The sequence below is a fragment of the Pseudomonas sp. LBUM1656 genome (assembly GCF_059716065.1).
Map to the genome: position 1 here is coordinate 87,689 of NZ_CP166800.1, position 23,823 is coordinate 111,511.

Annotated in this window: 29 protein-coding genes; 11 read left to right on the plus strand and 18 right to left on the minus strand. The window is 58.5% G+C overall.

All coding sequences use genetic code 11. The features are described from left to right. The first annotated feature begins 121 nt into the window (after positions 1–121). Together ACA072_RS00420 and ACA072_RS00425 are read left to right on the plus strand one after the other, a co-directional pair. Positions 122–424: a hypothetical protein gene (locus ACA072_RS00420; protein ID WP_497622382.1), complete on the plus strand. Its 303-nt coding sequence runs from the start codon at positions 122–124 to the stop codon at positions 422–424. Between the two features lie 235 nt (positions 425–659). Then, the gene (locus ACA072_RS00425) at positions 660–1,307 is read left to right on the plus strand and encodes a phosphatase domain-containing protein (RefSeq protein ID WP_497622385.1); all 648 of its coding nucleotides are present in this window, start codon (positions 660–662) and stop codon (positions 1,305–1,307) included. 8 nt (positions 1,308–1,315) lie between these two features. Here ACA072_RS00425 and ACA072_RS00430 read toward each other — a convergent pair whose 3' ends face one another. From ACA072_RS00430 to prlC, 3 genes are all read right to left on the minus strand, one after another. Beyond that, complete coding sequence (locus ACA072_RS00430) at positions 1,316–3,358, minus strand: M3 family metallopeptidase (RefSeq protein ID WP_497622387.1); 2,043 nt, start codon at positions 3,356–3,358, stop codon at positions 1,316–1,318. A 112-nt stretch (positions 3,359–3,470) separates the two neighbouring features. Next, positions 3,471–3,758 carry a YheV family putative zinc ribbon protein gene (locus ACA072_RS00435; RefSeq protein WP_497622389.1) on the minus strand — a complete coding sequence of 96 codons (288 nt, stop codon included), beginning with the start codon at positions 3,756–3,758 and terminating at the stop codon, positions 3,471–3,473. Then, the gene (gene prlC / locus ACA072_RS00440) at positions 3,755–5,833 is read right to left on the minus strand and encodes an oligopeptidase A (protein WP_497622391.1); all 2,079 of its coding nucleotides are present in this window, start codon (positions 5,831–5,833) and stop codon (positions 3,755–3,757) included. The genes ACA072_RS00435 and prlC overlap by 4 nt, the downstream gene beginning before the upstream one ends. 62 nt (positions 5,834–5,895) lie before the next feature. Here prlC and ACA072_RS00445 point away from each other — a divergent pair, with 62 nt between their 5' ends. Next, positions 5,896–6,441 (plus strand): gamma carbonic anhydrase family protein, encoded by a 546-nt coding sequence (locus ACA072_RS00445; protein ID WP_010465689.1) that lies wholly within the window; start codon positions 5,896–5,898, stop codon positions 6,439–6,441. Positions 6,442–6,467: 26 nt separating this feature from the next. Then, a complete protein-coding gene (locus ACA072_RS00450) occupies positions 6,468–7,118 on the plus strand; it encodes an HAD family hydrolase (RefSeq protein ID WP_497622393.1) in 651 nt (216 codons plus the stop codon). A gap of 107 nt (positions 7,119–7,225) precedes the next feature. On the opposite strand, the gene ACA072_RS00455 is transcribed toward ACA072_RS00450, so the two are convergent. Then, positions 7,226–8,302, minus strand: a complete 1,077-nt coding sequence (locus tag ACA072_RS00455) for an aminopeptidase (protein ID WP_497622395.1) — start codon at positions 8,300–8,302, stop codon at positions 7,226–7,228. A 60-nt stretch (positions 8,303–8,362) separates the two neighbouring features. Between ACA072_RS00455 and ACA072_RS00460 the strand changes: the two genes are divergently transcribed. Both ACA072_RS00460 and ACA072_RS00465 read left to right on the plus strand, forming a co-directional pair. Beyond that, positions 8,363–8,785 carry a PA0061/PA0062 family lipoprotein gene (locus ACA072_RS00460; RefSeq protein ID WP_497622396.1) on the plus strand — a complete coding sequence of 141 codons (423 nt, stop codon included), beginning with the start codon at positions 8,363–8,365 and terminating at the stop codon, positions 8,783–8,785. A 40-nt stretch (positions 8,786–8,825) separates the two neighbouring features. Beyond that, the gene (locus ACA072_RS00465) at positions 8,826–9,248 is read left to right on the plus strand and encodes a PA0061/PA0062 family lipoprotein (protein WP_497622398.1); all 423 of its coding nucleotides are present in this window, start codon (positions 8,826–8,828) and stop codon (positions 9,246–9,248) included. Between the two features lie 6 nt (positions 9,249–9,254). Here the strand turns inward: ACA072_RS00465 and ACA072_RS00470 are convergent, their stop codons facing one another. Further along, the gene (locus ACA072_RS00470) at positions 9,255–9,488 is read right to left on the minus strand and encodes a DUF1161 domain-containing protein (protein ID WP_497622400.1); all 234 of its coding nucleotides are present in this window, start codon (positions 9,486–9,488) and stop codon (positions 9,255–9,257) included. A gap of 238 nt (positions 9,489–9,726) precedes the next feature. Beyond that, complete coding sequence (locus tag ACA072_RS00475) at positions 9,727–10,158, minus strand: OsmC family protein (RefSeq protein ID WP_008152515.1); 432 nt, start codon at positions 10,156–10,158, stop codon at positions 9,727–9,729. A gap of 242 nt (positions 10,159–10,400) precedes the next feature. Here ACA072_RS00475 and ACA072_RS00480 point away from each other — a divergent pair, with 242 nt between their 5' ends. Continuing rightward, entirely contained in the window at positions 10,401–11,402 is a 1,002-nt protein-coding gene (locus ACA072_RS00480) for an LLM class flavin-dependent oxidoreductase (protein ID WP_497622402.1), read from the plus strand. Between the two features lie 67 nt (positions 11,403–11,469). Here the strand turns inward: ACA072_RS00480 and ACA072_RS00485 are convergent, their stop codons facing one another. Next, positions 11,470–11,691 carry a DUF1161 domain-containing protein gene (locus tag ACA072_RS00485; RefSeq protein WP_497622403.1) on the minus strand — a complete coding sequence of 74 codons (222 nt, stop codon included), beginning with the start codon at positions 11,689–11,691 and terminating at the stop codon, positions 11,470–11,472. 123 nt (positions 11,692–11,814) lie between these two features. Then, positions 11,815–12,030 carry a dodecin gene (locus ACA072_RS00490; protein ID WP_010465710.1) on the minus strand — a complete coding sequence of 72 codons (216 nt, stop codon included), beginning with the start codon at positions 12,028–12,030 and terminating at the stop codon, positions 11,815–11,817. Between the two features lie 157 nt (positions 12,031–12,187). On the opposite strand from ACA072_RS00490, the gene ACA072_RS00495 reads away from it, so the two are divergent. Further along, on the plus strand, positions 12,188–12,514 hold the full coding sequence (locus tag ACA072_RS00495; RefSeq protein WP_109627139.1) for an ElaB/YgaM/YqjD family protein: 327 nt from the start codon (positions 12,188–12,190) through the stop codon (positions 12,512–12,514). Here the strand turns inward: ACA072_RS00495 and ACA072_RS00500 are convergent. Next, the gene (locus ACA072_RS00500) at positions 12,511–13,404 is read right to left on the minus strand and encodes a LysR family transcriptional regulator (protein ID WP_497622404.1); all 894 of its coding nucleotides are present in this window, start codon (positions 13,402–13,404) and stop codon (positions 12,511–12,513) included. The genes ACA072_RS00495 and ACA072_RS00500 overlap by 4 nt on opposite strands. A 112-nt stretch (positions 13,405–13,516) precedes the next feature. On the opposite strand from ACA072_RS00500, the gene trpB reads away from it, so the two are divergent. The 3 genes from trpB (at position 13,517) to ACA072_RS00515 (ending at position 16,141) form a co-directional block, all read left to right on the plus strand. After that, the gene (trpB, locus tag ACA072_RS00505) at positions 13,517–14,752 is read left to right on the plus strand and encodes a tryptophan synthase subunit beta (RefSeq protein ID WP_497622406.1); all 1,236 of its coding nucleotides are present in this window, start codon (positions 13,517–13,519) and stop codon (positions 14,750–14,752) included. Then, positions 14,752–15,564, plus strand: a complete 813-nt coding sequence (gene trpA / locus ACA072_RS00510) for a tryptophan synthase subunit alpha (RefSeq protein WP_497622407.1) — start codon at positions 14,752–14,754, stop codon at positions 15,562–15,564. The genes trpB and trpA overlap by 1 nt, the downstream gene beginning before the upstream one ends. Positions 15,565–15,685: 121 nt before the next feature. Further along, positions 15,686–16,141: an anti-virulence regulator CigR family protein gene (locus ACA072_RS00515; protein WP_109627146.1), complete on the plus strand. Its 456-nt coding sequence runs from the start codon at positions 15,686–15,688 to the stop codon at positions 16,139–16,141. A gap of 53 nt (positions 16,142–16,194) precedes the next feature. On the opposite strand, the gene ACA072_RS00520 is transcribed toward ACA072_RS00515, so the two are convergent. The 9 genes from ACA072_RS00520 to ACA072_RS00560 form a co-directional block, all read right to left on the minus strand. After that, the gene (locus ACA072_RS00520; RefSeq protein WP_497622409.1) at positions 16,195–18,156 is read right to left on the minus strand and encodes a DUF7844 domain-containing protein; all 1,962 of its coding nucleotides are present in this window, start codon (positions 18,154–18,156) and stop codon (positions 16,195–16,197) included. Beyond that, the gene (locus ACA072_RS00525) at positions 18,153–18,473 is read right to left on the minus strand and encodes a DUF2388 domain-containing protein (protein ID WP_094469762.1); all 321 of its coding nucleotides are present in this window, start codon (positions 18,471–18,473) and stop codon (positions 18,153–18,155) included. Before ACA072_RS00525 ends, ACA072_RS00520 begins: the two co-directional genes overlap by 4 nt. Before the next feature lie 28 nt (positions 18,474–18,501). Beyond that, complete coding sequence (locus tag ACA072_RS00530) at positions 18,502–18,816, minus strand: DUF2388 domain-containing protein (protein WP_497622411.1); 315 nt, start codon at positions 18,814–18,816, stop codon at positions 18,502–18,504. A gap of 106 nt (positions 18,817–18,922) precedes the next feature. Further along, complete coding sequence (locus ACA072_RS00535; protein WP_497622413.1) at positions 18,923–19,240, minus strand: DUF2388 domain-containing protein; 318 nt, start codon at positions 19,238–19,240, stop codon at positions 18,923–18,925. A 144-nt stretch (positions 19,241–19,384) separates the two neighbouring features. Next, entirely contained in the window at positions 19,385–19,594 is a 210-nt protein-coding gene (locus ACA072_RS00540) for a DUF1127 domain-containing protein (RefSeq protein WP_497622415.1), read from the minus strand. Between the two features lie 253 nt (positions 19,595–19,847). Next, complete coding sequence (locus ACA072_RS00545; RefSeq protein ID WP_497622417.1) at positions 19,848–20,063, minus strand: DUF1127 domain-containing protein; 216 nt, start codon at positions 20,061–20,063, stop codon at positions 19,848–19,850. 319 nt (positions 20,064–20,382) lie between these two features. Then, complete coding sequence (gene scpC, locus ACA072_RS00550) at positions 20,383–21,876, minus strand: succinyl-CoA:acetate CoA-transferase ScpC (RefSeq protein WP_497622419.1); 1,494 nt, start codon at positions 21,874–21,876, stop codon at positions 20,383–20,385. Positions 21,877–22,056: 180 nt separating this feature from the next. Further along, positions 22,057–23,493: an NAD(P)(+) transhydrogenase (Re/Si-specific) subunit beta gene (locus ACA072_RS00555; RefSeq protein WP_497622421.1), complete on the minus strand. Its 1,437-nt coding sequence runs from the start codon at positions 23,491–23,493 to the stop codon at positions 22,057–22,059. Continuing rightward, a complete protein-coding gene (locus ACA072_RS00560; protein ID WP_007947884.1) occupies positions 23,493–23,816 on the minus strand; it encodes an NAD(P) transhydrogenase subunit alpha part 2 in 324 nt (107 codons plus the stop codon). Before ACA072_RS00560 ends, ACA072_RS00555 begins: the two co-directional genes overlap by 1 nt. Positions 23,817–23,823 lie beyond the last annotated feature (7 nt).

A 23,823-nucleotide genomic window follows, 5' to 3' on the forward strand; every position in this document is an offset into this window, starting at 1 on the left:
CGTTACTAGTGAGCTCCTTGTAATTATGAGAAACAGATAGACAGTAGCTTAGTTGTTATCAGTCGGTAGTATGCGCTGCACACGAAGTTGTCGTGTTCTAACTGTTAGAAGGATTTAATAAATGTCGAATTACAATCAACGCGGTATCTTTCTTCAACTGTCGCCCCCGTCTATCGTTAGTCCGAAGGAAGTTCGGGTTTCCATGCAGTTTGCTTTGAAGGAAGAGGGTTACGACCCGGAAAACCGCAGCGCCACTTACTCCCTGCTGGATTCGACCTCCCGCGAGGCTGTGTCGAATGACCGCGGCGTGACCTTCACAATGGGAAACACCCCTGATGTGGACGGTGATGGTGATATCGACGCGCAGGACAAGACTGTTCTGATTGCGCTGGCGAAAGCGTATTCGAAAATGATCAATCCTTGATTACTATCGAGTACATGCAACTTTGAAGTATGGGTATGAGGGTGCCTGACTTGGGTTGAATTAAGCGGTACGGAAATCCGTATCGCTTTTTTGTTGCTCGTTACTTGCCCCTGAAAAAACAAGGTGTAAACGGTCCAGTTCACGATTCTTTGACAGCTGACTCACAGGACTTTGACTGTTCAGTGTCGAAACTAAGTGGCATCTAACCACCTTCTCCTCATACGGTCGTCCGAGCATGTCCCGATTGCGCCTTTTACCTGCGACATTCCTGTTGTCGCTGGCCGCCCTTTTCAATCTGACACTGGCCTGTGCAGATGAAACCGGCCCACCCCGCCCGGCGGAATGGGCTCAATCGGTCGAGGTGCAATACAACCTCTATCAAATGTCCCCGACGCTGTACCGCAGTGCGTTGCCCGACAGCGGTGCCGTACCGTTGCTGAAGAAACTCAACGTCGCCACCGTGATCACTTTTCTGCCCGAGTCGGATTCCAGCTGGTTGTCCACGGCGGGCATTGCTCAGGTGCAATTGCCTTATCGCACCAATCATGTGGATGACGCAGAGGTGCTCAAAGCTCTTCGTGCCATACAGACCGCCGAATCCCATGGCCCGGTGCTCATTCACTGCAAACACGGTTCGGACCGCACCGGCCTGATGGCGGCGATGTATCGGGTGGTGGTGCAAGGTTGGAGCAAGGAAGACGCCCTGAACGAAATGACCCAGGGCGGCTTCGGTGACAGCATCCATTTCAAGGATGGCGTGCGTTACATGATGCAGGCCGATGCCGACAAGCTTCGGACCGCGCTGGCCAACGGCGATTGCAGCACCAGCCCGTTTGCTGCCTGCTCGATGAAAAACTGGTTCCAATCGGCCCACGTCGAATAAGCCTCGGTTCAACGGGCAGCGGAGACTGGCGCAGGCGCGAAGAAATTCTCGGCGATCGGCCGTTCGAGAAATTCTTCCAGGGCGACCAGCAGTGAGCGCGAATCACCCGGTGAAAAAAAGGCTTCGCGAAAGGCCCTGCCGGTTTGCGGGTTGAACACCCAGTCCTGCTGAAACCGTTTGAACGCTTCGCTCGCCAGTACGCCCGACCATTTATAGGCGTAAACCGAAGCCGCGTAGCCCGTCACGATGTAGTCGAAGCTGTTGGCGAGCCGACAGTAGGACGGCAGTTTCAGGTGGGGAATCTCGCGCTGCACGTCGTCGAAGATTTGCTCGACGCTGCGGCCATCACCTTGGCTGCGGTGCAATTCAAAGTCGAACAATGCCGCCATTAACAGCTCAGCAGTTTGCCGACCGGTCTGGGCGTGAATGGCTGCCAGCACTGCGTCGACGCGTTCTTCGGTCAGGCGATCACCGGTCTGGTGGTGAGCAGCCAGCCACAGCAGAAACTCCCCTGACAGGCACCAAAGCTCGAACAATTGCCCGGTGAACTCCGCCGTATCGCGTCCCAGCTGGGTAATACCGGACAGGCGATGGTGAGGCGAACGGGTCAGAACGTGCTGCAGGCAATGGCCGAACTCATGGAACAGCACACGCAGGTCCTTATGGGCGAGAAGGCAGGGATGCTCGGCGTTCCCGGGCGTGAAGTTGCCATGAAGCACAGCGATGGGCAGCGTCAATCGACCTTCGGCGTCCAGCCGCCGATTGCGTGGTGTGGCGGTCCAGGCATAGTCCGGCGCTTCTTCCCGATGAAAAGGGTCGAGGTAAATGTGCCCGATCACCGAGCCATGCTCGCTGATTTCAAACAAGCGGATGCTGTCATGCCAGCGGCTGAAGATCGTCTGTTCGACGATCTGGATGCCGAACATGCGTTCGCTGAACAGGCAGAGCCGCTGCAATGTCCCGTCCAGCGGAAAGTACGCTCGCAGGTTTTTCAGCGCCCCGCCGAGACGCTGCTGGCGTAATTGTTCGGCGAGAAACTCGTGATCCCAAGGCTGGACCTCTGTCATGCCGCGCTCAAGCGCAAACGCCTTCAGTTCCTGCGCATCCTTCTCGAAGCCCGGCGTTGCCTGGATGATCTGCCGCCGCAGGAAACCGGTGACTTGCTCGGTGGATTCGGCCATTTCCGTTACGAGGCTGAGTTGCGCGAAGTTCTCGTACCCAAGCAACCTGGCTTTCTGGTGACGCAGCGACAACAGTGCTTCCAGCACTGGACCATTATCGAATTGCCCGGCGCGGGGCCCCTGATCGGAAGCCCGGGTGGAATAGGCAACAAAGTATTCTTCGCGCAAAGATTGGTCTTCGGCATACGCCATGACTCGAGTGTAGGTGTCCTGGTCCAGACGCATCAGCCAGCCTTCATGCCCCGCCTGTTGTGCGTTGAGCGCCAGACGCTCCAGGGTCGCCGCGGACAAACCGTTCAACTGCGTGACATCGTCGATGCGCTTGCTCCAGGCTGCGCTGGCTCGTTCCAGGTTGGTCAGGAACAAGCTTCGCAGCACACCGATGTCGCGATTCAGCCGGGCCAGCGTCTGCTGTTGTTCGATAGGCAAGTCGATGCCGGACAAGCGAAACCTGCGCAGAATCTTGTTCAAGACTGCTTTGCGCGGTTCATCGTAATTCACCGCGGCCGGACTTTGCGTCAGCCGCTGATAAGCCCGGAACAGTGCCTGATTGCTCATCTTTTCAGATGTGTACTGCGCGGCGGCATCGCTGCAAGTTGCGCTGGCCAAGTCCCAAGCCTTGCCCTCGCGTTTCACCATTGAAAGGGTTTCGATGACGCCCATGATCTCATCCAGACGCACATCGGTTTCATCAACGGCCAGTACCAGATCGTCCCAGTTCGGGATCGAGGATTGGCTCGCGATAATTCCGGCAATAGCCTGGTGGTTGTCAGCAATGACGGTGTCGATGGCAGGCACCAGGTGCTCGGCACAGATGTCCGTCCAGGGCGGCAGGTCCCAGTGTTGCAGCAGCGGATTGGTATCAGGCATGGCGTCTTCCTTGAATAGGTCTGAAGGAATCAGCCTAAGGAGGAAGCGCGGGGGAAGGGTGGTAAATAGATACCACCTTCCACACCGTCAAAGGGTGGAAGGTGGCGTTGACTCAGTGTTGTTCGTCAGGCTTTTTCTTCAGCTTCGGGTTCGGGAAAAACTGCACGGCCTGAACCTTGGTGTCCGGGACTTTCAGCGCCGAAGTGTTGACCCGCGTGCCCAATTCCTTGGGCACCGACAGGCCTTGTTCATTGAGCGTGTCCGAATAACCGCAGGCCACGCATTCGCGATGCGGGACCTCGTCTTCGTTCCACATCATCAATTTGTCCGGCTCGCTGCATGCCGGACAGACCGCCCCGGCGATAAAGCGCTTTTTCGTGATCACAGGTCCCTCACTCATGCTGCCGCGTCCTCACTCAGGCCGCTATGACGCAAGAGTGCGTCAATCGATGGCGCACGGCCACGGAAGTCGACGAACAGCACCATGGGCTCCTGCGAACCACCGCGCGCCAGGATCGCTTCGCGGAACGCACGACCGGTTTCGGCATTGAGCACGCCGTCTTCTTCGAACTTCGAGAAGGCGTCGGCCGACAGTACTTCAGCCCACTTGTAGCTGTAGTAACCCGCCGCGTAACCGCCGGCGAAGATGTGGGCGAAGCTGTTCGGGAAGCGGTTGTAGGCCGGTGGACGCATGACCGACACTTCGTCACGCACGCCTTCGAGCACTTGCGCCACGCTGCGGCCGTCGCCGTGGGTGGCGTGCAGTTCGAAGTCGAACAACGAGAACTCCAGCTGACGCACCATCATCAGGCCGGACTGGAAGTTCTTCGCCGCGAGCATTTTTTCCAGCAGGTCCTGAGGCAGCGGCTCGCCGGTTTCGTAGTGACCGGAGATCAGCGCCAGGCCTTCCGGCTCCCAGCACCAGTTTTCCATGAACTGACTTGGCAGTTCGACTGCGTCCCAGGCCACGCCGTTGATGCCGGACACGCCGGCATGCTCGACGCGGGTCAGCAGGTGATGCAGGCCGTGACCGAATTCGTGGAACAGGGTGGTGACTTCATCGTGGGTCAGCAGGGCCGGTTTGCCGCTGTCGGCCGGGGTGAAATTGCACACCAGATTGGCCACCGGGCTCTGCAACACACCGCTGATGGTGCGGCGACGGTCACGGGCGCCGTCCATCCAGGCACCGCCACGCTTGTTGGCGCGAGCATAGAGGTCGAAGAAGAAGCGGCCGACGTGTTGGCCGTTTTCCTTGATTTCGAACAGGCGAACATCCGGGTGCCAGGCGTCGAAGCCCTTCAGCTCGGCGATCTCGATGCCGTACAGGCGCTGAACGATAGCGAACAGGCCGCCCAGCACTTTGTCGATCGGGAAGTAAGCGCGCAGTGCTTCCTGGGCAACGCTGTAACGTTGTTCGCGAAGTTTTTCACCGTAGAAACCGCTGTCCCAGCTTTGCAGGTCCGGACAGCCCTGTTCGGCGGCGTAGGCCTTGAGCTGTTCCAGGTCCTGAGCGGCGAAGGGCTTGCTGCGTTTGGCGAGATCGCGCAGGAAACCCAGTACCTGATCGCTGGATTCGGCCATTTTGGTGGCCAGGCTCAATTCCGAGAAACTGGCGAAGCCCAACAGTTTTGCAAGCTCCTGACGCAGGTCGAGGATTTCTTCCATGACCGGGCCGTTATCGTTCTGACCGGCGTTCGGGCCTTGGTCCGACGCACGGGTGCAATAGGCGGCGTAGACTTCTTCGCGCAGGGCGCGGTCCTGGGCGTAGGTCATCACCGCGTAATAGCTCGGGAATTCCAGGGTGATCAGGAAGCCGTCGAGGCCTTTGGCCTGGGCTGCGGCGGCCATTTGCGCCTTGGCTGAATCGGTCAGGCCGGCGAGGGTGGCTTCATCGGTCACGTGCTTGGTCCAGGCTTGCGTCGCGTCGAGCAGCTGGTTGGAGAAACGGCTGCCCAGTTCCGACAATTTGCTCTGCACTTCGGCGTAGCGTTTCTGTTCGGCTTCCGGCAGGTCAATACCCGACAGACGGAAGTCTCGCAGGGCGTGTTCCAGGATAGTTTTTTGCGCGACGTCGAAACCGGCGGCTTCCGGGCAGTTCGCCAAGGCTTCGAAAGCCTCGAACAACGCGCGGTTCTGGCCCAGCTCGGTGGAGTAGGCGCTCAAGGCCGGCAGGCAGGACTCGTAGGCTTCGCGCAATTCAGCGCTGTTGCACACGGCATTCAGGTGGCTGACCGGGCTCCAGGCCGCGCCCAGACGATCGTTCAGTTCGTCCATCGCCAACACGAGGCCGGCCCAGGTCGGTTGTTTGCCCTGAATGTTGAGGATCTCGATAATGGCGGCACGGTTGTCAGCCAGGATCTGTTCAATGGCCGGTTGCACGTGTTCGGCACGGATCGCCGAGAACGGCGGCAGGTCGTAGGACTGCAAAAGAGGGTTGTTCACGCTCACGGTTGGCACCTTGGCTGGAAGAAACATGCGGCCATCTTAATTACAATCGACGCTCACCGCAGCTATCGGCAACAGAGAGAAACCCTATCGTGACCCTTCGCAAGTATCAGAACCACACGCCACTGCTGGGCAAAGGCGCTTTTGTCGACGGCTCGGCGGTGGTGATCGGCGACGTCGAAATCGGTGAAGACAGCTCCGTATGGCCGCTGACGGTGATTCGTGGCGACATGCACCGCATCCGTATCGGTGCGCGCACCAGTGTCCAGGATGGCTGTGTGCTGCACATCACCCACGCCGGGCCGTTCAATCCCGATGGCTTTCCGTGCTTGATCGGGGACGACGTGACCATTGCGCATAAGGTCATGTTGCATGGCTGCAGTGTCGGCAACCGGATTCTGATCGGCATGGGCAGCATCGTCATGGACGGCGCTGTGATTGAGGACGATGTGATTGTCGGCGCCGGCAGCCTGGTGCCGCCGGGCAAGCGCCTGGAGAGTGGCTTCCTTTATGTGGGTAGCCCGGTGAAACAAATCCGCCCGCTGACGGACAAGGAAAATGCCTTTTTCACCTACAGCGCGGCGAATTACGTGAAGCTCAAGAATTTGCACCTGGCTGAAGGCTACGACCAGCTCTGAGCCTTCGCCTTTATTCAGGATTCAACATGCATTACCAAACCGTACTGTTCGACCTCGATGGCACTCTGACCGACCCGCGCGAGGGCATCACCCGTTCGATCCAGTTCGCCCTGAGCAAACTGGGGATCGATGAACCCGACCTGACCAAACTCGAACACTTTATCGGCCCACCGTTGTTGCAAGCATTCATGCAGTTCTACGACTTCGACGAGCCCAAGGCCTGGGACGCGGTGAACTTCTACCGCGAACGCTTCAAGGTCACCGGCCTGTACGAGAACCGTGTGTTCGACGGCGTCACACCGCTGCTGGAAACCCTCGGCGGGCAAGGGCGACAGTTGTACATCGCAACCTCCAAGCCGTGGGTGTTCGCCCGGGAAATTGCCCGGCACTTCGACTTCGCCAGGCACTTCAAGGTGATCTACGGCAGCGAGCTGGACGGGACACGCACCAATAAAGTCGAGTTGATTGCCCACTTGATCGCAGAAGAAGGCCTGGACCCGGCCGACACCCTGATGATCGGCGACCGCAAGCACGACCTGATCGGCGCGCGCAGCAACGGTCTGGATGCAGCGGCGGTGGGTTATGGTTTTGGTAGCCGGGAAGAGTTGAGCGCAGAAGCGCCGGCGTATCACTTTGAAACGCTGGATGAGATGCATCAGGCGTTTTTGCAGCGTTAGTTCCATCGCCTTCGCGGGCAAGCCCGCTCCCACAGGATCTCGATACACCCATAGATCCCTGTGGGAGCGGGCTTGCCCGCGAAGAGGCCGGCGCAACCGCCGAAATTTTATGAGCCCGCCAATACCTTCAAAGCCACCTTACGTTCAGCAACCGGCAACGCACCAAGCCGCTGGACGGCCGTATAAAACTTCACCCAATCTCCACTCACCTGCTTGAACAACGCCGCAAACGCCGGCACCCATTGGTCGTACAAACCAAACGGTAGCAACCGGGCATTGTTCATCGGTGCATTGATCCACGCGTCGTAGCGTTTGTCCCCGGCCCATCGGTTATCGCGCAATTGTCGATACTCATGGCGCAGTCGTTCGAACTCATCCACTTTGCGCTGGCGCATCTGCTCGGTGGGCAGCGACAGGGCGTAAAGTTTTTCAAGCCGCGTGCGAGTGTCCAGAACCAACTGAATGAACTGGTCCCGTCGCTGCGCCTGTGCACCGTTGTCGGGTGCCAGACCGCGCGATGCGCGCCATTGCCGGGTGCCTTCCTGCTCGACGAAGGTGGCGAAAGACTCGTTGAACTCGGTGTCGTCCTTCACATAAAAGCGCTGATGGGCGAGCTCGTGGAAGATCAGCGTCGCCAGCCGCTCGTCGCCCCAACCCATCATGGAACTGATAATCGGATCGTTGAACCAGCCGAGCGTCGAATAGGCCTCGACGCCGCCAATGGACACGTCCATACCTTGCAAACGCTGCACGGCAGCCTCGCCGCGGGCAGCGCTCTGGCTGTAATAACCGCGGTAGGCGACGCAACCAGCGATGGGGAAACAATGGTTTTGCGGTGTCAGGGAAAATTCCGGCGTGGCAAAGACGTTCCAGACCACGAACGGTCGGCCAATGTCGGCGTATAGACGGTAGCTCTGGTTATCCGGCAGATGCAGTTGCTGGCTGGCGAATGTCCGGGCCTTTTGCGATTGGGTCAGGTGCGCACGCAGCATCGGGTCGCGAGACGGATCGGCAAGCACGTCGGCCACCGGCTCCCTGGCTCGCAGCAATTGCAGCTGACCACTGGCCAATTGACTGTAATAGCTGACGCCAGCGCAGCCGCTGAGTAATAAAAGCAACACACCCGGAAACAAAATCCGCAAAACGCGATCAAGTAACCCAAGGCTTGGAAGCGGCCTGATCAAAATAAAATCATCCCTGGAAAGTCTGCCCGCAAGACTATCCCGCCCGACTGGAGCTCCGCTATGCGCAAATTGATGCTGACGGGAGGCTTGTTGATGCTGACCGGCTGTGCCGGATTCGGATTACCTCACCATGATCCATCCCAAGCGTGGATCGAGCTGGATTCACAGCAAGAGGACACCGCCCTGCAAGCGCTGGAAGTCGATGACAAGGCGTCAACCGACAAGCGCTATTTCGAGGTGCATCCGGGCAGTCATGAGTTGACGGTTCGCTACCAATTCCCGGTTGCACCCACCAACATCGGGCCCGACGCCGAGCCGCTATGGCGTGACTGCCAATTGAATGTGAAATTCAACGACTTCAACGCCGGTCAGCGGTATCAGCTGCAAGCGGGAAATATCGGCTTTCGGCCGTGGGCAAAGCTTTATGACCAGCAACGAAAAGTAATCGGCCAAGGTACCCCGGCAGGCTGTCAAAGCAGCTGATCGGCGTTATGCTGGATGAACCTTCTTTGGGACATTCATCATGCGCAGGTTGATGCTGTTGCTCGCTGCAAGTGTGGTCGCTGGCTGCCAGAGTCCGTTACCGGCGGTAAATCCGCAGATGGCCTGGATCGACTTCTCGACGCCATTCCCCAACGATAAGTTGCTGATGGCCGAGCGACTGGACAAGCAGCGAATGCGTGACGGGCGTTTTTTTCAGGTCACACCCGGTAGCCATGAGCTGGTCGTCAGGTTTGACTTTGAGGTGCCCGGTGGTGGAGGCATAGGGATGACGAGCTCCCCCGTGGAACGGTTGTGCTACCTGACCATCAACTACGATCATTTCGAAGCCGGCCAGCGCTATGTGCTCGAGGGCCGTTCGATAGCGTTCACCCCTGGCGCCCGGTTGTTCAACGCCAAGCGGGAAATTGTCGCTGAAGATCGGGAGGCCAATTGCGTCCCGTGAGGCGAATCAGCGGTCGTTTTTCTGGTAGATGATTTTTTTGGTGCTGTTCTCGCAGCTGCCGACGACCATGTTCTGATCATGTACTTCGTCATTGGTGACGATTTCCAGGGTGTAGGACGAGACGTTATTGGCCTGGATCTTGGCCTCGATCTCGGCCTTGAGTTCTTCACAGGATTTCGGTGCCGCCAGGGCCGAGGTGGCCAGCGCACAACAGATAATCGCCAAGGCAAAACGTTTCATGGTTGAAGCTCCATTGAGGCAGCGCGCAGGAGGCTGCGTTTCAGCTGCTGTCATTTATTCGACCACAGTTTTGCGAGGCGAGTTCTGACTTCGCTCACAAAGTGCGTGTTTAGCTGTTGGGATGGTGTGGCTTACAAAATCGCCTTCGCGAGCAAGCCCGCTCCCACACTTTGAAACGCATTCCATAGGTGGGAGCGGGCTTGCTCGCGAAGGCGTCAGTACATTCAGCGCCTGATCATCAGCTGACCAGCGTCGCATCCAGGCTGATTTTCGCATTCAGCACTTTTGATACCGGGCAGCCTTCTTTGGCCTTGTTACTCAGCTCTTCGAACTGCGCCTGAGTGGCCCCGGGGATTTTCGCCTTCAGGATCAATTTCACTGCCGTGATCGCAAAACCACCGTCGACCTGATCAAGAGTGACTTCAGCGTTGGTATCGATGCTGTCAGCCTTGAGCCCGGCATCGCCCAGAATCATCGAGAACGCCATGGAGAAACAGCCCGCGTGGGCCGCGCCGATCAGCTCTTCCGGATTGGTGCCTTTGCCGCCTTCGAAACGCGCCTTGAAACCGTAGGGCGCTTCTCTGAGCACACCGGTTTCAGTGGAGATCGAGCCGATACCGGTTTTCAGATCACCTTCCCAATGAGCCGATGCTTTCTTCGTAATAGCCATGTCTGCCTCCTCAAGATCCGGCGCGAAACGTCGCACCTTCGTGGTTTTCGGTTGCTAGGGTTCTGAGGATAGACGGTGGTGCAAAGTTCACCTGATCTGATTAGTCCTACCGTTTTCGTAGGTTTTTTCGCCTTGGCTATTGAAACTCGGGTATATGCCCTCATTGCATGAAGCACGCTTATAGATTCGGCAGGTTTTCGTTCGCAAGAAAAACCTGCGCTCACCATTGGAGAAGCAGGCTTATGAAACGACTGTCCGATATCAAGTTCTCGACCCTTGATCTGGTGCCCGTGCGCGAGAACGGCAGCGCGGCCCAGTCGCTGCGTAATTCCCTGGACCTGGCGCAGCATGTCGAGAAATTCGGCTATAACCGCTTCTGGGTCGCCGAACACCACAACATGGACGGCATCGCCAGTTCGGCCACCTCGGTACTGCTCGGCTATCTGGCCGGTGGAACGTCGACCATTCGTGTCGGCTCCGGCGGTGTGATGCTGCCCAACCACGCGCCGCTGGTGATCGCGGAGCAATTCGGCACCCTCGAAAGCCTGTACCCAGGCCGAATTGATCTGGGCCTGGGCCGCGCGCCCGGTTCCGATCAAATGACCGCTCGTGCCTTGCGCCGCGAACGTTCCGGTAGCGCCGACGAGTTTCCGGAGGATGTCGCCGAACTGGTGCGCTACCTCGGTCCACGCACCCCGGACCAGCGGATCATCGCCATGCCGGGCACCGGCACTAACGTCCCTGTCTGGTTGCTGGGTTCCAGCCTGTTCAGCGCACAACTGGCCGGTGAGCGCGGTTTGCCCTACGCCTTCGCCTCGCATTTCGCACCGCGCTTCATGCACGAGGCGATTCGCGTCTACCGCAATCACTTCAAGCCTTCAGCGGTACTGGATAAACCGTATGTGATGCTCGGCGTGCCGCTGGTCGCCGCTGACACTGACGAACAGGCGGATTACCTGGCGACATCGGTCTATCAGCGCATCCTGGCGTTGATGCGTGGTCAAAGCCTGGTGCAGCGTCCACCGGTGAAAACCATGGATGGACTGTGGCTGCCCCATGAGAAAGAAGCCGTGGGCGATTTCCTCGGTCTGGCGATGGTGGGCAGCCCGCAGAAAATCCGTGCGAAGCTTGAGGTGCTGATCGAACAGACCCAGGCAGACGAGCTGATTTTCACCTGCGACCTGTACGAACATGCCGATCGCGTGCACTCCTATGAGCTGCTGGCGCAGGTCATGAAGGGCTGAGGCTCAGACACCACCCACAAAAAAGCCGACGCATTGCGTCGGCTTTTTGATTTGCGCAGGATTCGGCCTACTTCGTGTAGACGATGACTTTGGTGCCCTTTTCACAGGTACCGACGACTTTCCCGCCGGCAGCAGCGTCTTTATCGACGATTTCCAGTGAATAGCCGGCAACGCCCTTGGCATCAAGTTTCGCTGCGATTTCGGCTTTCAGCTCTTCGCACGATTTGCCCTCAGCAAAGGCTGTTCCGGCAAGGCTTAATAAACCTATCGCTAAAATAAAATGCTTCATCTGTTGCATTCCCTCGTCGGATCAAAGGGAGCATCCAGCCATCAGCCGGAGGCACTCATGTTGCGCTTTGCCATTTCCCTATGGCACTCGGCTAGTGCGCAAGTTCAGGAGACTAGCTCAAGCTCAGCTGCTGGCAATCCGGAACCCGACTTTGAGCGTCACCTGAAAGTGGGCGGCCTTGCCGTCCTTGATGTGCCCGCGGGTTTCGGTCACTTCAAACCATTCCAGGTGCTTGATGCTTTTATTGGCTTCGGCCAGCGCGTTGTTGATCGCGTCTTCAATGCTGCTGGTGGACGAGCCGACCAGCTCGACTTTCTTGTAGGTGTGGTGATCAGTCATGGCGTTCTCCTCAGGGTGTGAAATACAGCCTAGCAGTGATTTTTCGTATTACTTCTGTCGGCTAATGCAACGCAGAAGTTCAGATTTACTGCACTTTCTCGAACCCCTGAAGTCCCAACCAACACACGCTACTCATCATCAATGAAGGAGAGCCACCATGGCCAACACCTCTTTACGTAAAGCCTCATTGCAAAGCATGGAAGCCGAGATCGAGAGTCTGCTGAAATCTTTGGAAAATCTGAAAGACGACGCCTCGGACGAGTCGCGTAAAACACTCAAAGTGTTGAAAGGCAACGCCGAGAACGCGCTGAAGCATTCGCGCCATCTGCTCAGCGATGCCTATGAAGAAGTTAAAGTCAAAACCCGCGAAACCGGGATCGCGACTCGGGACTACGCTCAGGAACACCCTTGGACTACAGCGGGCGTCGCTGTGGGTGCATTGGGTCTGCTCGCGGCGTACCTGCTGTTCAAGCGCGGCGACTAATCGGTCTGGCGCAGTTCAGCTTTGAGCCACTGCGCCAACTGCCGAGCGCGCCCGTCCGCGGCGCGCTTGGGTAGCCACAAGGCCAGTTGCGCCGAAGTTTCACTGAATCCCCAAGGTGCAACCAGGCGACCGGCCTTCAAATCCTCGGCCACCAGCGGCTCCGGTGCAATCGCCACCCCCAGCCCCGCCACTGCAGCTTCCAGCAAATAATACAAATGCTCGAAACCTTGACCGTACTTCAACGCCTTGTCGTCGAGGCCGCTTTGCTGTGCCCAACTCGGCCAAGCCTGCGGGCGTGAAGTGGTGTGCAGCAAGGGTTCGTTCAATAACGCGGTGGCCGGCGCGCCTTGCAGCCTTTCATAACCGGTGAAGCGTGGGCTCAGCACTGGGCCGATTCGTTCGCTGGCCAGCTCATAGACTTGCATGTCCGCCGGCCATGGCGGCTCGGCAAACACCAGCAAGGCATCCAGCCCCGGCCGACGCGGGTCGAGATCGCCTTCGCCAGCCGACAGGTGCAGGCGCAGGTCTGGTAGATCGGCATTCAGTCTTCCCAGGCGTGGAATAAACCAGCGCGCCAACAAACTGCCTGAGCAACCGAGTACGAATGGCGCGTCAGCCGTGCTTTGGGTCAGCTCTGCGCAGACAGTGCGCAGACGCTCAAAGGCTTCTCCACTGGCATCGCGCAGCCGGACGCCGGCATCTGTGAGTTTCAAGCCGCGTCCGTCCTTGACGAACAGGCTCACGCCCAGGTGTTCTTCGAGCACTTTGAGTTGCCGGCTGACCGCGCCGTGAGTGACGTGCAGCTGCTCGGCAGCCTGACTGACGCTGTTCAGCCGTGCCGTGGCTTCGAAGGCGCGAAGAGCGTTCAGCGGGGGAAGGTCGTGGCTCATCTGATCTGTGAGTTTTCCTGACAGGTTGTGGCGATCTTATCGGTTTTCAGGCTGGGGCGTCAGGGGTAGAGTGACCGTCATTGTCATCTCACGAATCCTGATGGAGCGACCCATGACCCAGACTAATCTGCGCAACGGCCCCGACGCCAACGGCCTGTTTGGCTCGTTCGGCGGCCGTTACGTCGCCGAAACCCTGATGCCGCTGATCCTCGACCTGGCCCGTGAATACGAATTGGCCAAGGAAGATCCGGCGTTCAAAGAAGAATTGGCCTACTTCCAGCGCGACTATGTCGGACGTCCTAGCCCGCTGTATTACGCCGAACGCCTGACCGAATTCTGCGGCGGCGCGAAGATTTACCTCAAGCGCGAAGAGCTGAACCACACCGGCGCGCACAAGATCAACAACTGCATCGGCCAGATTCTGCTGGCGCGGCGCATGGGCAAGAAACGCATCATCGCCGAGACTGGCGCCGGCATGCACGGCGTGGCGACGGCGACCGTGGCTGCACGTTTCGGCCTGGATTGCGTGATCTACATGGGCACCACTGACATCGAGCGTCAGCAGGCCAACGTATTCCGCATGAAATTGCTGGGCGCCGAAGTGATCCCGGTTGTCGCCGGCACCGGCACCCTGAAAGACGCGATGAACGAAGCGCTGCGCGACTGGGTGACCAACGTTGACAGCACCTTTTACCTGATCGGCACTGTGGCCGGTCCGCATCCTTATCCCGCCATGGTTCGCGACTTCCAGTCCGTGATCGGCAAGGAAACCCGCGATCAACTGCAAGCTCAGGAAGGTCGCCTGCCGGACAGCCTCGTGGCGTGCATCGGTGGCGGCTCCAACGCCATGGGCCTGTTCCACCCGTTCCTCGATGACAAAAGCGTCGAGATCATTGGTGTGGAAGCCGCCGGTTACGGCATCGAAACCGGCAAGCATGCCGCCAGCCTGAACGGCGGTGTTCCGGGCGTGCTGCACGGCAACCGTACCTTCCTGTTGCAGGACGACGATGGCCAGATCATCGACGCTCACTCGATTTCCGCCGGCCTCGACTATCCGGGCATCGGCCCGGAACACGCCTGGTTGCATGACATCGGCCGCGTTCAGTACACCTCGGTGACCGACGACGAAGCCCTCGATGCGTTCCACAAATGCTGCCGTCTTGAAGGGATTATTCCGGCACTGGAAAGCGCCCACGCCTTGGCCGAAGTGTTCAAGCGCGCCCCGAACCTGCCGAAGGATCACCTGATGGTGGTCAACCTGTCTGGCCGTGGCGACAAAGACATGCAGACCGTGATGCACCACATGGAAAACTCTCAACAAGAGCAGTCCCAGCAGGAGAAACACTGATGAGCCGCCTGCAAACCCGTTTTGCCGAACTCAAGGAACAGAATCGCGCCGCCCTGGTGACCTTTGTCACCGCTGGCGACCCGAGCTATGACACTTCCCTGGCGATCCTCAAAGGCTTGCCCGGTGCTGGCGCCGACGTGATCGAGTTGGGCATGCCCTTCACCGATCCAATGGCGGACGGCCCGGCCATCCAGCTGGCGAACATCCGCGCCTTGGGCGCCAAGCAGAACCTGGCGAAAACCCTGCAAATGGTTCGCGAGTTCCGTGAAGGCAACACCGAGACGCCGCTGGTGCTGATGGGTTATTTCAACCCGATTCACATGTACGGCGTGCCGCGTTTCATTGCCGATGCCAAAGAGGCCGGGGTTGATGGTCTGATCGTGGTCGACCTGCCGCCGGAGCATAACGGTGAGCTGTGCGACCCGGCCCAGGCCGCGGGCCTGGACTTCATCCGTCTGACCACGCCGACCACCGATGATGTGCGCCTGCCGACCGTTCTGAATGGCAGCTCCGGCTTCGTCTACTACGTGTCGGTTGCCGGTGTGACCGGCGCTGGCGCGGCGACCCTGGAGCATGTTGAAGAAGCGGTTGCGCGCCTTCGTCGCCACACGGACCTGCCGATCAGCATCGGTTTCGGCATTCGTACACCGGAGCAAGCGGCGTCCATTGCGCGTCTTGCCGATGGTGTGGTGGTGGGTTCGGCATTGATCGATCACATCGCCAATGCCACCACGGCTGAGCAGGCGGTTGATGACGTGCTGAGCCTTTGCTCGGCGCTGGCTGACGGCGTGCGTAAGGCCCGCGTCAGCTGAAGGTAAAGTTCCTGATACAGAGGAATTAGAGCCTCGCGGCACAGACTAAACAGCAAGACCGAGGGCTTCAGGACTACGTTCTGAGGCCCTTTTTGCTGTATGTGCAGTGAGGAAATACCTGATGAAAATGCCGAAACGTCTGATTGCCAGCCTGGGTGTGCTGATGCTCAGTGCCACCCCGCTGCTGCACGCGAGCGCCGATCAGCGTGACGATCACGACCGCGGTGGCCCGCAGCAGGGTCATTACGATAACCGTGGCGACAATCATGGCGACGACCACCGTGGCCCACAGGACAATCGTCGCGGCGGCCCTCCGCCACGGGACTTCGGACCGGTGCGCCAGACTATCCACGACAACCACGGCTATTTCGTACGCGGTGCGCCACCTCCTCCAGGCATTCATCTGGTCCGTGGCCGTCCGTTGCCTCACGGCTATTACGGTGAGCGTCTGGACAATCGTGCCCTGGGGCGGCTGCCGTATTATCCGGGCTACGAATGGCGCCGCGCTGGGGGCGACATCGTGCTGATCGCTGTGGGCACCGGGATCGTCTATGAAATTCTGGAAGGCGTGCTTTGATTTAACGCGAGGCAAAAAGAAGGCCTCGTGGATGATCCACGAAGCCTTCTTGTTTAGGGCAATTCCAAGCCGCCCGCTGCTTTATGTAATTTGCGCAAATGTTCGCCAACCTGCTTCAGGTTGGCTTCATTGGCCGCCATCTCGGCCGCCCGGCTCGGTTCGAGCAGCGCCCTGACTTCCTTGTCCAGATCGCCGGTCAGCACTTGAAGCTGCTTCTGCCGCAGGTTGCTTTCCGATTCCAGGCGTTGCCACTCATTCGGTTGGGGCAATCCATACCCGCCGGTGCCGAGCAACTCCGCCGGACGGCTGAGGAAGCCGCTATTGGCGAGAATTTGTTGCAAGGTCGCGTTCGCCTTTTCCATGCCGCCGTTCTTCAACTCCCGAGCACCCAGATAACGCTGTTTCACTTCATCCTGGGCCAACACCAACTGTTGACGAAAGCTTGCCTGCTCCAGCAACAGCAATGCTGCACTGGTGCGCAGGTCAGCCTGCTCAAACCATTGCCGGCGCTCTTCAGCTTTCAGTGCCAGCCAGTCTTCGACCTTTTCCTGCTTGATCGGCAAGTGCTTTTTCAGCACTTCGAACATCGCTTGATAACGGTCACGGAAGGAGTCGAAGCGATAACCCAGGCGCAGTGCTTCGCGTGGGTCATCCAGCACGCTGGTATCCGCCAGCCCGCGGCCCTTCATCACTTCCAGCAAGCCGTTGGGCATGATGCTGTCGAGCCCGACCAGTTTCGCGTTGTTGCTGCCGCTGCGCAGCAATTTCAAGCCTTCCACCGCGCAGTTGTTGGAGAGGAAATAATAGTTGCCGTCGTAACTCCAATGCATCTCGGCGGCGTGTTCCACCACGTCTTCAATTTCGTTACGAGACAGGTTCAGCGGTACCGAGGCCAGGCTGCGCAGTTCGGTCTTGGTGTATTCGTCGATCACCTGGGCCAGCGGCAAGACAAACAGACGTGACGGATATTTACCCACCAGTCCATCCCAGCTAGATAGCTGTACGTCGCCGACGAAGGCGCGGTAGGACAAGACCAGGTGCTGGTCGAGATCGAGGCGGCAGTCCGGCCCCCGTGGCCGGCCCGGCGCACAGATCACCAGGCGCAACATGCTGTGACCCCAGCGGCTGACCCAGTTCTGGTTGGCTTCGGCCAGCAGATAGTCGACGGCGTATACCCGCTCCGGATCGACCTGGCCCAGCGGTTGTTTGGCGAAGTCGTTGCCGGCATTGAGGAACGCGAAGGATTTGCCGCAAGCGTCTTTTGCGGCGGGAGCCCAGCCGAAATGTTCTTTGTAGTAGCGATACAGCGCGGGGCGCCGGCAGGCATAGCTCGGGTCGAGGAGGAAATACTCCATGTTGACCGCGACGAACTCTTTGGGACTGCTCGTTTCGTAGATGTCCGGGCTGCGGGCGATTTGCCGGTTGTGCTGTTCACGCTCGCCACGGCGACCGACGTATTGCGGCCAGCCGGCCAGATCGAGCAGGCGCGGGTCATCGCTCAGGGTAAAGCGGCGGTTGGATTGACCGCGGCATTCATCCGGAATGCCGATCAGGCCTGAACTGCTGTTGCGCCGGGTACAGCGCTGGATCAGCGTGCGCTCCGCGTCCGGCCACAGGCGCGAACGGTCGTAAATGTGGGTGAGTTCATGCAGCACCGTGGCGAGCATCTCGCGGCGGACGGTGCCATGGGGACGGTAGGTTTTCTTGGTGGCGGCGCTGCCATTCGTGAGATTGATGAGCAGGTTGCGATTCAGATCGAGTTCGGACACCAGCGATGCCTGGCCATAGGCATTGCTCGGCATGTCGTCGGTCCAGCCAACGTCAATGCGCCGGTCCAGTTGTTCGATGAAGCGCGGCGGCAAGGCCTGCATGGCTTCATCGAGCAACGCCTGACTGGCTTGCTTTTGTTCGGGGCTCAGACCCTCGGTCTTGAGCCGTAATTGCAGGCTCGCCTGGGCCGTGTTGCAGAGCAGCAACATCAGCCCGGCCAGCAGCCAGGCGCTGGGCGACCTCACAGTGCGAGGATGGCTTCGGCGAGTACCTGATCACTGGCATCCCGGGCTTCCGGCACGCGGGTGCGCAACGTGTTGATGGCCGCTTCAAGGTGCGCGCCGCGTATGTCGCCATCGCTGGCAACGAAACTGGCCGCATCGTCGTGTGCTTCACGGATGATCTTCGAATCGCGGATCGACGTGGTGGTATCGGACGTGAAATCCAGAGTGCGCTGGGTGGCATTGATGATGATGTTACTGGTGGCGACCAGGGTGTGCGCCTGAGTCACATCGGCCAATAAAAGCAGGCCAAGGGCAACAGCAATCAGAGGGCTACGCATGGAACGACTCCGCAAGGACAAAGGATAACTATTGGACGAGAATTGCCTGCGCCAGTTCAAGGTCGCTTGCATGAAGTTTTGGCTGGCTCCGACGCAGGTAATCCAGCGCGGATTCCAGTTGCGCTCCTCGTAGTTGGCCGTCGCTGGCAATGAACACCGCAGCGTCATCGTGTGCCGCGATCAGCAGCTTACGGTCGAAGGGGGCGGTCACCATGCTGGTGGCATAATCGGTGACCACAATGCCTTGGGTCGACAGATTGAACGCGTCGTAGGCATAGGTCGGGCCCGACCAAAAGGCCGCGAGAAATACTGAAGTGAAAAACCGCTTTGAAAGAAAACGCATGAGACTCGACTGCTGAAAGCGAGTCCAGAGGCTAGCGCAATGCCCGGGCTAGAGCCAGCGCCGAAACATTGGGACACGACAAGCGTGTCCCACGTGACGGCATTGCTTAGATCGTCAGGATGGCCTGTGCCAGCTGAGCATCGGTAGCGTTCAGCTGAGGCGCCTGGTTGCGAATGTGGTCGAGTGCGCTTTCCAGTTTCACGCCACGAATGGCTCCTTCGCTGGCGACGAAGCTGGCAGCGTCGTCACGGGCTGCGCGCACGATCTTGTCATCGCGAAAGGAAGAAGTGACGTCGGAGGTTGCATCGGAACTGGACTTCAGCGCACCGACGACGGCATCCGTGGTCACGATAAAGCTGGTCGCGTGGGAATTGGCAGCCACGGCAAGCAGGGCTGCAGCGCTGAGCAGACGAAGACGGGACATGGTGTAACTCCTTTGGATAACCGATTGAGAGGTGATGAGATCGCTGTTGAGTCAGACGCCTGTCGTACAGCACTCGCCACGTTCTGAGCTGATATTAGGCCTGCTTTTATCGGTTCGAATAGTCCCTTGTGTTAAAGCAGGACCCTAGCGCCAGAACGGTTTATCCAATTCATTGAGTCGATCTGCGTGGCTGATGCTCAGGTCAGAGAGTTGTCGATCATTGAGCTGGCCCAGCAAACGCCGGGTACGAGCTCTCTCAAGGGCGGCGGCAAGCGACTTCAGCAATCGTTTAAGCCTGTGGAGTCGAGGCTTCTTTAGCAGGGCAGGGGCAGAAATATCCAGTAAGTTATCCATCGCGCACAGTCCTTTTGTCGGGACTTCATGTTGAGCGCTGTGAGTCTGGACCTACAGATACACCGCGGTGAAATTGTACTGGTGCAATTAGGTAAATATTCTAACTGTACTTGTTGTCGGCAATACCTTTTGTACGGCCACCAACCGGGGGCCGAGAACGACAAAGCCCGTCGTGGTTTCCCACGACGGGCTTTGTTTTTTCAATTTGGAGTGCTGGCGGTGGACCCGGTGGGTCAGAGCCAGCGACGCTAACTTAGCGCCAGAACGGCTTGCTCAGCTCTTCGTAGCGTTGTGCTTCGCTAATCCCGGCATCAGCCAGCAGACGCGAATCCAGACGAGCCAGTTGATGGCGGCTGGAGATGCGGCGCTGCCACAGCATCAGGTTGGCAATAACGCGAAGAGGCATGGAAGCCTGGGTTTTTGCAGAGGTATCTTCGAAGAACAGTTCGGAACTGAGTGTACGTTCCATGGTTGACATCCTTCCGCTTGTGGCGGGATTAGGTAGTGGTTTAACTGATGCCAATGATCCTCTCGTTTGGCTAGTCGCTGTAGATACAGTTCACCTGTATTGTGAGGGACCAGTTAACTGTTAATAGGGGGTGTACTGGTCGAAATTGAGGCAACTGTACCTGTTGGCACTATGTTGGTGCAATTTAAAGGTTTTTGCGTGAATGTGTGGGCAATTACGGTAGGAAATGACCAGTACAGCAGTACAGTTTTAAACAGAATCTAAAGTGGTAAACGCCAGCTGACGCCACTGTGTTTGCGTCAGCTGTTTTTGCTTTGAATCAGACCGCCAGCATTCGCCCGGTTTCTTCCAGGTTGATGTGCCAGCTCAGGGCGTCGCGCAGGATATGCGGGGTGTGCCCGCCTAAAGTGCAAGCCGCCGTAAAGTAATCATCCAGCGCCTGGCGATAATCCGGGTGCACACAGTTGTCGATGATCACCCGGGCCCGTTCCCGTGGCGCCAGACCGCGCAGGTCGGCCAGACCGATCTCCGTCACAAGGATGTCGACGTCATGCTCGGTATGGTCAACGTGGCTGACCATCGGCACCACACTGGAAATCGCGCCGCCCTTGGCGATCGATTTGGTGACGAAGATCGCCAAATGCGCATTGCGCGCAAAGTCGCCCGAGCCGCCGATGCCGTTCATCATCCGCGTGCCGCAGATGTGGGTGGAGTTGACGTTGCCGTACAAGTCGAACTCAAGCGCCGTGTTGATGCCGATGATGCCGAGCCGACGCACGACTTCCGGGTGGTTGGAAATTTCTTGCGGGCGCAGAACCAGTTTGTCCTTGTAGCGCTCAAGGTTGCCGAAAACATCGGTATTGCGACGACTCGACAAGGTGATTGAACTGCCCGAAGCAAAGCTCAGCTTACCGGCGTCGATCAGGTCGAAGGTCGAGTCCTGAAGCACTTCGGAGTACATCGTCAGGTCTTCGAACGGCGAGTCGATCAGCCCGCACATCACCGAGTTGGCGATGTTGCCAATCCCGGCTTGCAGCGGGCCGAGCTTGTTGGTCATGCGCCCGGCAGCCACTTCCTGCTTGAAGAAGTCAATCAGGTGGTCGGCAATGGCTTGGGTGTCAACGTCCGGCGGCAGCACGGTGGACGGCGAGTCAGACTGATTGGTGATCACAATCGCGACGATCTTTTCCGGCGGGATCGGGATGGCGGTGCTGCCAATGCGATCGTCGACTTTGACCAGCGGAATCGGCGTGCGGGTTGGGCGGTAAGTCGGGATATAGATGTCGTGCAAACCCTCGAGATTCGGGTTATGCGCCAGGTTGATCTCGACGATCACCTGTTTGGCGAAAATCGCGAAGCTGGCCGAGTTGCCCACCGAGGTGGTCGGCACGATATGGCCCTGCTCGGTGATCGCCACGGCCTCAATCACGGCGATGTCCGGCAGCTTGAGCTGCTGGTTGCGCAATTGCTCCACGGTTTCCGAGAGGTGCTGGTCAATGAACATGACTTCGCCGGCGTTAATCGCCTTGCGCAGCGTGCTGTCGACCTGGAATGGCATGCGTCGTGACAGTACGCCGGCTTCGGTGAGCTGCTTATCGAGGTCGTTGCCCAGGCTGGCGCCGGTCATCAATGTGATTTTCAGCGGGGTGATTTTGGCTCGTTCGGCCAGTGCGTGGGGCACGGCTTTGGCTTCGCCGGCGCGAGTGAAGCCACTCATGCCGACGGTCATGCCGTCCTGAATCAGAGCGGCAGCGTCAGCGGCGCTCATCACCTTATCCAACAACGAAGGCAAGCGAATACGATCACGGTACATGGATTGTTATCTCGGGCAACGAAAGCAAGGTGTGCAGTCTAGTGATTTGAAAAAAATCCGTCCCGCTACCATGGTCGAATGCAGACCCTTGATTTAGAGCCTTTGGTCGGGTTTCTGCAGGTAATAAAAAACCCCAGCCTACTAAAGGCTGAGGTTTTGGGTATTGCGTTGGAGCAGGTTTTACTCGATGGCTTTGACCATGTCTTCAATAACCTTCTTGGCGTCGCCGAAGACCATCATGGTTTTGTCCAGGTAGAACAGTTCGTTGTCCAGACCGGCATAGCCGCTGGCCATCGAGCGCTTGTTGACGATCACGGTCTTGGCTTTATAAGCCTCCAGGATCGGCATGCCGGCAATCGGCGATTTCGGATCGTTCTTCGCCGCCGGGTTGACCACGTCGTTGGCGCCGAGCACCAGCACCACGTCGGCCTGGCCGAACTCGGAGTTGATGTCATCCATCTCGAACACTTGTTCGTAAGGTACTTCGGCTTCGGCCAGCAGGACGTTCATGTGCCCTGGCATCCGGCCGGCGACCGGGTGGATCGCAAACTTCACGTTGACTCCCCGGTGAGTCAGCTTCTCCGCTAGTTCCATCAGTGAGTGTTGGGCACGTGCCACCGCCAGGCCATAACCCGGAACGATGATCACGGTGTCGGCGTTGGTCAGCAGGAAGGTCGCATCGTCAGCCGAACCGGACTTTACCGGGCGGGCTTCTTTCGAACCTGCAGGGCCCGCCGCTTCCGCCGTGTTGCCGAAACCGCCGAGCAGCACATTAAAGAAGGAGCGGTTCATCGCCTTGCACATGATGTACGAAAGGATCGCACCGGACGAACCCACCAGCGAACCGGCAATGATCAGCATCGAGTTGTTCAGCGAGAAGCCGATACCCGCCGCTGCCCAGCCGGAGTAGCTGTTGAGCATCGACACCACCACCGGCATGTCGGCGCCGCCGATCGGGATGATGATCAGCACGCCCAGCACGAAAGCCAGGGCCAGCATCAACGCGAACGCGCTGAGGTTGCCGGTCAGCATGAAGGTGATGCCCAGCGCCAGTGTTGCCAGGCCCAGCACCAGGTTCAGCTTGTGCTGGCCACTGAACTGTACCGGTGCGCCCTGGAAAAGGCGGAACTTGTACTTGCCCGACAGCTTGCCGAACGCGATCACCGAACCGGAGAAGGTGATTGCACCGATGGCGGCGCCGAGGAACAGCTCCAGCCGGTTACCGGCAGGAATTGCATCGCCCAGTTGCTTGACGATGCCCAGGGATTGCGGCTCAACAACGGCAGCAATGGCGATGAACACCGCGGCCATACCGATCATGCTGTGCATGAAGGCGACCAGTTCCGGCATCTTGGTCATTTCAACGCGCTTGGCCATGATCGAACCGGCAGTGCCGCCGACCAGCAAACCAACGATGACGTAACCGATGCCGGCGGTTGCCAGCTCAGCGCCCAGCTTATAGATGAGGCCCACGGTGGTGAGGATCGCCAGCGCCATGCCGAGCATGCCGTACACGTTCCCGCGCCGGGAGGTTGTCGGGTGGGACAGGCCTTTAAGGGCCTGGATAAAGCAGATCGACGCGATCAGGTAGAGCGTCGTGACAAGATTCATGCTCATTACTTCGGCGCCTCTTCTTTTACGACTTTCGGGGCTTTTTTCTTGAACATCTCAAGCATCCTGCGGGTCACCAGGAAGCCACCAAACACGTTTACGGCCGCCAGGGCCACCGCGAGAGTGCCCATGGTCTTGCCCAATGGCGTCACGGTCAACGCCGCGGCGAGCATGGCACCGACGATCACGATCGCCGAGATCGCGTTGGTGACTGCCATCAATGGCGTGTGCAGTGCAGGCGTAACGTTCCAGACCACGTGATAACCGACATAAATCGCCAGCACGAAGATGATCAGGTTGTAGATACCGGGGGAGATAAGCTCTTCCATCGTCTGA